Consider the following 10,912-nt stretch of genomic DNA (forward strand, 5'->3'; position numbering starts at 1 on the left):
GCCATCTGGTCAGTTCTCCTTGAACGGAAAGCCGAGGCCGCGCAGCAACGCTCGTCCTTCGTCGTCGTTAGTCGCCGAGGTGACGACGGTGATGTCCATGCCGCGGGGCCGGTCGATGTTGTCCACGTCGATCTCGTGGAAAACCGACTGCTCATTCAGCCCGAATGTGTAGTTGCCCGAACCGTCGAACTGCTTGGGCGACAGACCGCGGAAGTCCCGGATACGCGGCAACGCGATTGAAACGAGCCGGTCGAGGAACTCCCACATCCGGTCGCCGCGCAGGGTCACCCGCGCTCCGATCGGCATGCCCTCGCGCAGCTTGAACTGTGCGATCGACTTGCGGGCCTTGCGGATCTCCGGCCGCTGTCCGGTGATCAGCGCCAGGTCGCTGACCGCGCCGTTGATCAGCTTGGCGTCGCGAGCGGCGTCGCCGACGCCCATGTTCACCACAACCTTCACCACGCCCGGGATCTGCATGACGTTGGCGTAGGCGAACTCCTTGTTCAGCGCCTCACGGATCTCTTCGCGGTAGCGCGTCTTCAGCCTGGGCTGAACCTTCTCAGTAGTTGTCATGCCGTCAGATGTCCTTGCCATTGCGCTTGGAGATGCGAACCCGCTTGCCGGTCTCCTCGTCGACCCGGTAGCCGATCCGAGTGGGCTTACCGTCGGAGTCGACCACCATCACGTTGGAGACGTGGATCGCGGCCTCCTGCGTGACGATCCCGCCCGACTGCGCGCCGCGCTGGTTGGTCGAGATCGCGGTGTGCTTCTTGATCCGGTTGACGCCCTCGACGAGCACCTTGTTGCGGGTCGGGAAAGCCTGGATCACTTTGCCTTTGGCGCCTTTGTCCTTGCCCGCGATGACCAGGACGGTGTCACCCTTGTGCACCTTCATCTACAACACCTCCGGGGCAAGCGAGACGATCTTCATGAAGCGCTTTTCCCGCAGCTCGCGGCCAACCGGCCCGAAGATGCGGGGTCCACGCGGGTCGTTGTCGGGCTTGATGATCACGGCCGCGTTCTCGTCGAATTTGATGTAACTGCCGTCTGGGCGGCGGCGCTCCTTGACGGTGCGCACCACGACGGCCTTGACCACGTCACCGCGCTTGACGTTGCCACCGGGGATGGCGTCTTTGACCGTCGCAACGATCACATCGCCGATGCCGGCATACCGCCGCGACGAGCCGCCGAGCACGCGGATGCACAAGATCTCCTTGGCGCCCGTGTTGTCGGCGACCTTCAGCCGCGATTCCTGCTGAATCACTCGATCTCCTGACCTGGTTCACGTATGCACGCCCACGCGTGAACGGGCTGGAGGACGCTGGATTGCATGGTCCACCAGACCAGTCGTGCATGGTCTTCGTCACTGAAAGGCACGCGGGGCTGACGGTAAAGCTTCGAGATGCCAGCCGAGGTCTGCCCACGGCAACCCCTAGAGTCTAGGTGAAGACCTGCTCAGAGCCAAATTCCTGGTCGACGGCCATTGCCGGCGGCCGGCAGCGACGAAAAGGGCCTGACGTTGAGCGTAGCGACGGGTGTTTCTTCGCAGGTCGTGCGTGCCTGGTTGGCGCTTGTGCTGGCGGTCTGCGCCTCCTGCGCCCATCCGCCGGTCAAGGGCCGCGTCGCGGAGCCGGCGCCCGGGAAATCCGTCGGGCGTCCCGGGTGCGGGCCGCCGATCAGCTACCAGATCTTCAGGCGGGACGCCTTCGGCGCCGACTGGTCGAAGACCAAGAATCTGCTCGCCTACAACGCCAAGGGCACCGACGGCGCCTACCACGTCTATACGGTCACCCCGGACGGCGCCGACGCCGGTCAGCTCGGAGCGGGTTCGCCCGGCTTCCCGCAGCGCAGCACCGGCACGCCGGTCTGGAGCCCGTCGGGGGCGTTCATCGCCTTTGTCGCCGAGAAGCCGAACCATCCGGGCAGTTCGGTGACCGCAACGCCCGGCTGGGGCAGCTACTCCGATCTGTGGGTGGCCAACGCCGACGGATCACGCGCTTGGCAACTCACCGACGTCGCCACCGACAAGGACCACGGCACGATCATCCCGGAGTTCTCTCCCGACGGCCGGCTGCTCGAATGGACCGAACGCACCAAGGCCCCCAAGGCGGTGGACCCAAATCGGTTTGCCGGGTTCTGGGCGATCAAGGTGGCCGACTTCAACGTCGGCCCGGACGGCACACCGGCTCTGTCGAACGTCCGGACCGTGTCGCCGACCGGCGACGCTTTCAACGAAACCGGTGGCTTCTCAGCCGATTCGTCCTCTCTGGTGTTCACCAGCGACTTCGAAACCCACAACTTCTGGAGCAACCAGATCTACCGTTACGACCTGAATTCCGGTGCGACCACTCGACTTACGCGTGGCAACAGCTACAACGAGCATCCCCGTTACACCCCCGATGGACAGGTGCTGTGGATGACCAACGCCGACAACCCATCACACGGCACCGACTGGTGGACGATGAGCCCCGACGGCTCAAACCCGCAGCGGCTCAGCGATTTCAACGCCGATGACAACGCCAAAACCATTGGGCACAAACGAGTCTGGGCGACGACCGTACAGACCGCCAATTGGAGCGCGGACAACAGCTCCTTCTACGGCGACGTGGAAACCAACCTGTTGACCTCCGACAGCGTGATCGTGCACGCCACGCTCACCTGCCGCGGGTCGTGACGCGTCAATCTCCCTGCCGGACATAGGAGTAGATGTACAACGCCATCGCCGTCGCCAGCGCGAGCAGCACCCACTGCACCAGTGCCTGGTCGATCATGGAACCCGGCGGCGGCGCGCCGGGGAGAATATTTCGCAGCGGAACGATCGCGAACAGGTTCGCCGCATACCAAGTGGCGAACGGCGGCACGAACTTTCGTCTGCCCATCGCCATCGGGATGGCCACCACCAGCGCCAGGGTCGGCAGGCTGACCAAGACCAGGATGATGCCCAGGTCGAAGATCAGCGGCCCCTTGGCCCGGTGCAGCGTGACGACCACATTGCTGGTGTTGTGGCTTCCGGTTTCACTGGTGTCGCTGTTGCGGGTGACGCTTGCGTCCCACCCGTCCATCGCTCCGGTCACCTGAACAAGAGCCGGGAGTCGCTTGCGTTCGGCGCCATTCCCGACGAAGACGTCCGCCGAGATCGGCTCGGTCTGATACGAGTCAAATGGCCAGGCGCCGGGATCACCGTGCGCCTGGATCGTGGTACTGACCTGGGCCGGCGCCTTGCCTGCCGGGTATTTCAGATCACCCAGATCGTTGGGTGGATACAGCCGCACTGCGATATCGGTGTTCAACTCATCGAAGCGTTTGTCCTCCAGGGACTCGCCCGGATAGATGAGCACGTTCACCGTGAGGCGATTCGTCGTGGACTTCAGCTCCTCGAGCCGAATCTGCACCACGGTCTCATCGGGGCCGGCCTGGCTGATGTCCAGCGGCGGAAGTGGACCCTCTGACTTTTGCAGCAAGTGAACGCCGAAAAGCGAAAGAGCGTAGGCGCCGATGACGACCAGCACGATGACCACGCCGATCACGATGCGGGGCCGCTGCCGCTCCTGCTTCGCCGCGGGAGGCGATGAGGTTTCCGACGGGGTCTGGACGGTCATTGCTCGCCGCCAGCCCGGAATTTCGGGACTACTTGGCGGGCGCGGACTGGCACTGTGCGCTGGACGTCGGCCTGTCTGGGCAACACGGGGGTCACGTTAGCGAACGAAGGTGTCGATCGCGATACGAAAGAACGATGTAGGACAGGGCGCCCGAATCTCGTCACCCGCTGGCCACCCGGCAGTAACGCGCAGTTCAGGCACACTAACGGAAAATATGAATTCGCCCATGGGGCGGGACAGTTCGGCTCTCGACCAGTTAATCTGACGTCGGTTCGCGACCGCGATCCGTTACCAATAATGCCAAAGATCATGTCGACGTCCGGGGTGAGGCAATCAACATGAAGCACAGACGATCAGCCGCTGCGATCAGTTTGCTGGCCGCCGGCTCCACAGTGCTGTCGGGATGCGAGGTTCCGCACACCAGCATGGCCTATGCGAGCGTGGTGGTGAGCTGCGGCGGCAAGTCGGCGATATCGGCCAGCGGCTCCACCGCGCAAGCCAACGCGATGAAGCGGTTCGTCAGCGCCTACAGCAAGTCCTGCCCTGGACACAGCCTGAACTACACCGCGAACGGCTCGGGTGCCGGAATCACCGATTTCCTGGACGGCAAGAGCGATTTCGCCGGATCGGACACTCCGCTCGGTGACGACCAGACCGCCGCCGCCAAGCAGCGCTGCGGGGGGGCCGAAGCGTGGAACCTGCCGGTGGTCTTCGGCCCGCTGGCCATCACCTACAACCTGCCCGTCGACTTCCTGGTGCTCGACGCGCAAACGCTGGCCGGGATCTTCAACGGCAGCATCAAGAGGTGGGACGACCCGTCGATCACGGCACTCAACGCGTCGATGCCGTCCGAGGACATCAAGGTCGTCTATCGCAGCGACAAATCCGGCAGCACCGCCAACTTCCAGGCTTACCTGCAGGCCGCTGCCGGCGGCGACTGGACCCAGGGCACCGGCAAGGAGTTCAAGGGCGGCGTCGGCACGGGCGCCAAAGGGAACGACGGCACCTCGTCGATGGTGAAGAACACTGAGGGTTCGATCACCTACAACGAGTTGTCGTTCGCGATGGAGCAAGGGCTGTTCGCCGCGGAGATCAAGACCCCGGCCAGTCGTAAGACGAGGCGGCCGGTGCGGATCGGCACCGACTCGGTCGGCAAGACCATCGCCGGCGCCAAGATCATCGGCAAGGGCAACAACCTCGTGCTCGACCTCACGTCGTTCTACAACCCCACCCAGGACGACGTCTATCCGATCGTGATGGCGACCTACGAGATCGTCTGCTCGAAATACCCCGACCCGCAGACCGGTATGGCTGTCAAAGCCGCTCTGCAGGCCACACTCGGGCCCGGACAGATCGACCTGGACAAGAACGGCTACATCCCGCTGCCGCCCGACTTCCAGGCGAAGGTCTCAGCCGCGGCCGACGCCATCAGCTGATCCGGCGGACGGGGCGCCCACACACCGGAAACCGATGTGGGTCGTCGCGGTGTCCTGCGATTGCGGCGAGCGGGCGGCCGGGCGATACCGATGGCAGTACTCGGGGGCACACAGGTGTGAGCCACCCTTGAGTGTCTGCGCGATCGTCGGGTCGGCGGGTCCCGTTGGGGCACAACAGGATTTGGGCGGCGCGTCCAGCCGATGGTGGGCCGAGAATTCGGTGGCCGTCCATTCCCAGACGTTGCCGATCATGTCGAAGAGCCCGAACCGGTTCGGGGGGAACTCGGCCACCGGTGAGGTGCCGACCCAGCCGAGTGCCCCGTCGTTGCGATAGGGAAAGCTGCCCTGCCAGGTGTTGGCCATCGGCTTGCCGTCGGGCTTCTCGTCGTCGCCCCACGCGTAGGTGGTGCCGGCCCCGCCGCGCGCGGCGTATTCCCATTCGGCTTCGGACGGCAACCGCCGGCCGGCCCAGCGCGCGTACGCCGCGGCATCGGGATACGCCACTTGCACCACCGGATGATCGGGCCGGTTGGCGATATCACTGTCCGGCCCGAATGGATGCCGCCAGCTGGCGCCCGGCACCCAGATCCACCATTGCCGCCAGTCCCGCAAGTCGACCGGACCCGGTGTGGGGCGGAAAACCATTGCGCCAGACTGCAGTTCGGCCGGATCGGCACCCGGGTAACGCGCCGGGTCGATGGGCTGCTCAGCTACCGTCACATACCCGGTGGCGGTGACGAACTCGGCGAATTGAGCGTTGGTCACCGGATGCCGCTCGATCGCGAAAGCGTCGACGCTCACGGTGTGGATCGGCGCTTCCTCGGGATAGAAGCTCGTCGAGCCCATGCGGAATGACCCGGCCGGCAGGTCGACGAGCTCGGTGGGCATGGGTTCAGGGTATGACGACGGCGAAGTCTTGCATCACCGCGGCTTTCGCGGCACCGAACCCTGCAGCATCCGGTGGCCCTTCCAGGTGGATGGCGACCAGATATTGACTCGTGTTGGTCCAGATGTGGGTGATGCGGTCGGCGAACTCACACGTGCCCTGAGGTCCGAGGAACGTTCCGGTGAGCTTCTGGCTGCTGTACCCGCAGAACTTGACGCCTACCGTGTCGACCTGGAAGTCGACTTTCGAACGTGCCAGCGTGGCAACGTAATCGGCGAAGGCCGAGGCCGGGTCGCGCGCCGTGACGCTAATGGTCACCGTGCCGGTCATGCCGTCCGGCCCGCTGAGCGACAACGCCACATCGCCTTGCCCCGGGTCACTGGCCCAGGCTTCCGGGACGGCCAGCGTGATCCTCGGCGCGGCCGGATCGGACACCTGAGCGACGGTGCCGATGCCGATCCCGGGCGGCCCGGGGAAGCAGACGAATGCATTGGGCGGAATGTGCTCCGGCAACGTCGTCTCGATCCCGGGAACAGGTGTGCCGCTGCTCCTGGTGGGACGCTGCGACCCGGTCGCTGACTGCGCGGAACCCCCAGTCCAGGCGGCAACTCCGGCGATGGTCCGCTCGCAACCCGACAGCACCGCGATCGTCGCCAGAGCGGCCATTACCGGCAACGCTAGACGACATCTCGACCGCTGCTCAGTCACGCGAAAAAGCCAGCGCCAATTCTTTTTCCACGTCCTGATATGGCCGGCCGGAGAGATCGACGGTGACCTGCGCGATGGTGCCGCCGATGAACACGAACGGCGCCTTGTACCGGCTGGACACCGCCGAACCACCGTTGCGTCCGACCGTGATGCCGGCACCGGCCAATCCGAAGGTCCCCGGATGCGACTGCACGTCGGCCAGCGTGCCCACTGTCGCGTCATCGATGAACAGCGTGACGTCGCCAAGCGGTGTGTGGCTGTTCTGCAGCGTGCCGGTGCGGGCGTAGCGAACGCCGAACAAGTGCCGACCCAGCGGTAACGCGGACGACGACGACACCTCCTGTAGCCGCTCACCGAGGAAGTTGTAGGCGTAGTGCAGCCGTCCGTCCTGAATGAACAGCACGTGTCCGCCGTGCGCCCCGCCGTGCTTGAACAGCACGCCTTCGGCGCCGGTGCTATCAACGGTGACGTCGGCAAGTACTGCGAACGAGCGGCCGCGGATCTCGGGCGCAGCGCCGGTGGCCACTTCGGCGCAATCGGGGTAGTAGACGTAGCTGTCCCGTTCACTCGCCAAGAATGGCCGCGAGCGTGTCAATGTCTCGAACAGGTTGAGGTCCGACAACGGCAACCCGTTGTACTTCGCGGCCTCGGAGAACCACAATGCCTTGAGTTCTTTCAGCTTGTCGGGATGCTCATCGGCCAAGTCGTGACACTGGCTGCGGTCGGCTTCAATGTGGAAGAGCTCCCAGCGGTCGGCGTCGAAATGACTCCAACCGGCAGGTGTTGCGGCGTGGACGGTGTTGGCGAACCAGCCGTTGTGCCAGATCCCGCGAGTGCCCAGCATCGTGTAGAACTGAGTCTCTTTGCCGGTGTTGGCCGACGGATCAGTAAGAGCCGCTTTGAAACTCACGCCGTCCAGCGGCTTCTGCGGGATACCCTTCACGGTTTCCGGCGGTTGGATGTTCAGCAGGTCGTAGACGGTCGGGGTGACGTCACAGACGCTGACGTAGTTGTCCCGGACCTCACCGTGCGCCGCAATTGCTTTGGGCCACGAAACAATTGCGGTGTCAGCGATACCACCCTCGTGCGAGGCGTACCTCTTGTAGAGCTTGTAGGGCGTGTTGAAGGCCATCGCCCAACCGATCGGGTAGTGGTTGTAGGTCTGCGGCCCACCCAGCTGGTCGAACACCTTCATGCTCTCTTCGACGGTGTCGATGTAGCCGTTGAAGAACTTGCCCTCGTTCACCGACCCGTTGGGACCGCCCTCGCCACTGGCGCCGTTGTCGGAGATCACCACGATCAGGGTGTTGTCCAGCTGCCCGGATTCCTCGAGATAGTCCAGAATCCGGCCGATCTGGGCGTCGGTGTAGCTGAGGAAACCGGCGAACACCTCCGCCATCCGGCTGAACAGTCGCTTCTCTTCGTCGTTGAGTGAGTCCCATGGCCGCACCGTGTCCTGCAGCGGCCACGGCTGACCGTCGGGTCCCTTGACATCGAGATAGGGGTTGACCGGCGACAGTTCGGTGTCCTGCGGCACGATGCCCATCGACTTCTGCTTGTCCAGCACGATCTCTCGGTAGCGCTCATAGCCCATGTCGAACTTGCCGGCGTAACGGTCCGCCCACTCCTGGAACACATGATGTGGGGCGTGGCCTGCGCCGGGGCACACGTAGCTGAACCACGGCTTGTCGGGTGCGATCACCTTGGCGTCGCGAATGAACTCAATCGTCTTGTCCGCGATGTCTTTCGACAGGTGGTAGCCGTCCTCCGGGGTGCCCGGCGGATTCACCGGGTGGTTGTCGTACACCAGGTCCGGATACCACTGGTCGGTCTCGCCGCCCATGAATCCGTAGAAGCGTTCAAAGCCACGCGAGGTCGGCCAGTGCCGTTTTGTCGACGCCAGGTTGGACTCTTCGAGTGGTGTCAGATGCCACTTGCCGACGCAGTAGGTGTTGTAGCCCTGTTCGGCCAAGACCTCGGACAGCAACGCGGTTTCGAACGGGATGCGGCCGTTCGAGTTGGGGAAGCCTTCGGTGAACTCTTCGATCATCGCCATGCCGACCGTGGTGGCGTTGCGACCGGTCAGCAGTGACGCCCGGGTCGGAGAGCACAGGGCCGTGGTGTGGAACTGTGACAGTCGCACGCCGCGCTCGGCGATGCGCGTCATGGCCGGCATCTCCACCAGGCCGCCGAAGCAGTCCCACGTCGCGATGCCGGTGTCGTCCCACACCAGATAAAGGACGTTGGGTGCGCCCTCCGGCGCGGTCGGCGCAGCGAATGGGCCCCAATCCGGTTCCGAATCACGGATATCCAGCTCGATCTTGCCGTTGAACTCGGTAGCCATCGCTGGCCTCACTCTCGTAGTGGACCTCCAGGATTCCGGATGCAGAGTACACCGCTGCGCCGAACTGTCGGCCAACATCATCATCACGAACAGTCACGCCGCCGCACACCGCTGAACACCCGCCGTTGGTTCCGCTCATGGCGATTCGAGTTCGGCCGAGACCGCTCACGCAGCAACGCGATACCGGTGCTCCAGTCGTGCGGATCGGGCTCACGACACCAACCGCGACAGCAAACCGTAGACTGCCTATCTAACGCATCGTCGCGCCGTAGCCTTACGCCGGTCGACACCGGTCGGCGCACGCGCTGAACCCCCTGGAGAGTAATGGACAACCGGTTCTTACCAGTGGTCGTCGGCGCGGTCATGCTCGCGCTCGGACTGACGCTCACCGTCGCAGACTTCCGCCGCGCCGCCACGGTGCGACGCCCACTGCTCGTAGCCTTGATCTGCCAGTCGCTGATCTTGCCGGTGCTGTGCCTGCTGATCGCCGAGGCGCTGCACCTGACGCCCAACCTGGCCGTCGGGCTGATGCTGATGGCCGCGACGCCGGGCGGGATGTTGGCGAACCTCGTCAGTCACCTCGCCAATGGTGACCTGGCGCTCAATCTCACACTCACCGCAATCAACGCGGTGCTGTCGATATTCGCCATACCCGCGATACTCGCGTTCTCGCTGTCGTGGTTTCTCGGCGAAGGACGTTTCATCCCACTGCAATTCGACAAGTTCTTCACGGTGTTCGCAATGGTGCTGATACCTGTCGCAATCGGCGTCGCGATCCGTCACCGCTTCCCCGATTTCGCCCGGCGACTGCAGAAGGTCGTCAGGATCGCCGCTGCGGTACTGCTGGTTCTCGCCGTCGTCGGCGGAATCGCCGGTAGCCAATCAACACTGTGGAGGAATTTCGGTGTGCTCAGTGCGGCCGTGGTGTCGTTCTGCGCGATCAGCCTGACTGTCGGGTACCTGGTCTCGCGTTGGATGAAGCTAGCCCCACGACAAGCTATCGCCGTCAGTCTGGAGATCGGATTGCACAACGCGGTGGTAGCGGTCGGCATCGCGCTCAGCCCGCAGCTACTGAACAACACCGACATGGCAATGCCCGCTGCTGTTTACGGGATTATCGGCCCGCTGATCGCGTTGGCGTTCATCGTCGCCGTCCGCCGCCTGGATCCTGCGTACCGTGAGCTCGCGGGCTCACCGGCAGCGGAGGCTACTTAGCCTTCTCCAGGATCTCGACGAGCCGCCAGCGCTTGGTGGCCGACAGTGGACGAGTCTCCATCAGCGAGACGCGGTCGCCGATGCCGGCGTCGCCGTGCTCGTCGTGCGCCTTGACCTTCTTGGTGGTCCGGATGATCTTGCCGTACAGCGGGTGGCGCATACGGTCTTCGAGCTCGACCACGATGGTCTTCTGCATCTTGTCGCTGACCACGTAGCCGATGCGGGTCTTACGCCGACCGCGCGGCTTCGGGGTGGCCGGAGTGTGCTTGGGCCCCTTGGCGTTCCCGTCTTTCGCGGCGCCAGTCTTGGGAGCGGCCTTGGCCGCCTTCGCCGGGGCTGCCTTCTTCGCCTCTGCCATTACGATTCCTCACCATTGGGCCCAGAAGCCAGGCCGAGTTCGCGTTCACGCAGCACGGTGTAGATCCGTGCGATCTCATGACGGACCGTGCGCAGCCGACGGTTGTTATTCATCTGACCTGTCGCCATTTGGAAGCGCAGGTTGAACAGCTCTTCCTTGGACTCGCGCAGCTTCTCGATCAACTCGTCGTCGTTGAGCTCGCGCAGTTCGCCCGGCGAAATTCCCACTGCCATCAGAACTGATCCTCTCGGGTAACGATGCGTGCCTTGATCGGCAGCTTGTGAATCGCGCGGGTCAGCGCCTCCCGGGCGGTCTGCTCGTTGGGGTAGCTGAGCTCGAACAGCACGCGACCCGGCTTGACGTTGG

General features: G+C 64.1%; 13 protein-coding genes. 3 read left to right on the forward strand and 10 right to left on the reverse strand.

Going from position 1 to position 10,912, the window contains the following annotated elements; genetic code table 11:
- Positions 1–9: 9 nt before the first annotated feature.
- From rplE to rplN, 3 genes are read right to left on the reverse strand one after another with little or no spacing between them, the layout of a single operon-like run.
- Positions 10–573, reverse strand: coding sequence for a 50S ribosomal protein L5 (gene rplE, locus VN856_RS13510; RefSeq protein WP_325689799.1), 564 nt, complete (start codon positions 571–573; stop codon positions 10–12).
- Positions 574–577: 4 nt separating this feature from the next.
- Complete coding sequence (rplX, locus tag VN856_RS13515; RefSeq protein WP_325689801.1) at positions 578–895, reverse strand: 50S ribosomal protein L24; 318 nt, start codon at positions 893–895, stop codon at positions 578–580.
- Positions 896–1,264 (reverse strand): 50S ribosomal protein L14, encoded by a 369-nt coding sequence (gene rplN, locus VN856_RS13520; protein WP_325689803.1) that lies wholly within the window; start codon positions 1,262–1,264, stop codon positions 896–898. It abuts the gene before it with no gap.
- Between the two features lie 255 nt (positions 1,265–1,519).
- Here rplN and VN856_RS13525 point away from each other — a divergent pair, with 255 nt between their 5' ends.
- Entirely contained in the window at positions 1,520–2,674 is a 1,155-nt protein-coding gene (locus VN856_RS13525; protein WP_325689805.1) for a hypothetical protein, read from the forward strand.
- A 4-nt stretch (positions 2,675–2,678) separates the two neighbouring features.
- Here the strand turns inward: VN856_RS13525 and VN856_RS13530 are convergent, their stop codons facing one another.
- The gene (locus tag VN856_RS13530) at positions 2,679–3,599 is read right to left on the reverse strand and encodes a DUF4436 domain-containing protein (RefSeq protein ID WP_325689807.1); all 921 of its coding nucleotides are present in this window, start codon (positions 3,597–3,599) and stop codon (positions 2,679–2,681) included.
- A gap of 338 nt (positions 3,600–3,937) precedes the next feature.
- Here VN856_RS13530 and pstS point away from each other — a divergent pair, with 338 nt between their 5' ends.
- Positions 3,938–5,035 (forward strand): phosphate ABC transporter substrate-binding protein PstS, encoded by a 1,098-nt coding sequence (gene pstS, locus VN856_RS13535; protein ID WP_325689809.1) that lies wholly within the window; start codon positions 3,938–3,940, stop codon positions 5,033–5,035.
- Here pstS and VN856_RS13540 read toward each other — a convergent pair.
- The 3 genes from VN856_RS13540 to VN856_RS13550 are packed head-to-tail and all read right to left on the reverse strand — an operon-like array spanning position 5,009 to position 8,973.
- A complete protein-coding gene (locus VN856_RS13540) occupies positions 5,009–5,923 on the reverse strand; it encodes a formylglycine-generating enzyme family protein (protein ID WP_325689811.1) in 915 nt (304 codons plus the stop codon). The two genes, pstS and VN856_RS13540, sit on opposite strands and share 27 nt — an antisense overlap.
- Positions 5,924–5,927: 4 nt before the next feature.
- Complete coding sequence (locus tag VN856_RS13545) at positions 5,928–6,587, reverse strand: hypothetical protein (RefSeq protein ID WP_325689813.1); 660 nt, start codon at positions 6,585–6,587, stop codon at positions 5,928–5,930.
- Between the two features lie 34 nt (positions 6,588–6,621).
- Positions 6,622–8,973, reverse strand: coding sequence for an arylsulfatase (locus VN856_RS13550; protein ID WP_325689815.1), 2,352 nt, complete (start codon positions 8,971–8,973; stop codon positions 6,622–6,624).
- A gap of 324 nt (positions 8,974–9,297) precedes the next feature.
- Here VN856_RS13550 and VN856_RS13555 point away from each other — a divergent pair, with 324 nt between their 5' ends.
- Positions 9,298–10,188 (forward strand): bile acid:sodium symporter family protein, encoded by an 891-nt coding sequence (locus VN856_RS13555; RefSeq protein WP_325689817.1) that lies wholly within the window; start codon positions 9,298–9,300, stop codon positions 10,186–10,188.
- Here VN856_RS13555 and rpsQ read toward each other — a convergent pair.
- The 3 genes from rpsQ to VN856_RS13570 form a co-directional block, all read right to left on the reverse strand.
- Entirely contained in the window at positions 10,181–10,546 is a 366-nt protein-coding gene (gene rpsQ, locus VN856_RS13560) for a 30S ribosomal protein S17 (RefSeq protein ID WP_325689819.1), read from the reverse strand. The genes VN856_RS13555 and rpsQ overlap by 8 nt on opposite strands.
- The gene (rpmC, locus tag VN856_RS13565) at positions 10,546–10,779 is read right to left on the reverse strand and encodes a 50S ribosomal protein L29 (protein WP_325689821.1); all 234 of its coding nucleotides are present in this window, start codon (positions 10,777–10,779) and stop codon (positions 10,546–10,548) included. The genes rpsQ and rpmC overlap by 1 nt, the downstream gene beginning before the upstream one ends.
- Positions 10,779–10,912, reverse strand: a 134-nt coding sequence (locus VN856_RS13570) for a ribosomal protein L16 (protein WP_325689823.1), incomplete at its 5' end; no start/stop codon positions are given. The genes VN856_RS13570 and rpmC, both read right to left, overlap by 1 nt.

Source organism: Mycobacterium sp. (assembly GCF_035603715.1).
In the GTDB taxonomy this organism is placed as follows: Bacteria; Actinomycetota; Actinomycetes; order Mycobacteriales; family Mycobacteriaceae; genus Mycobacterium.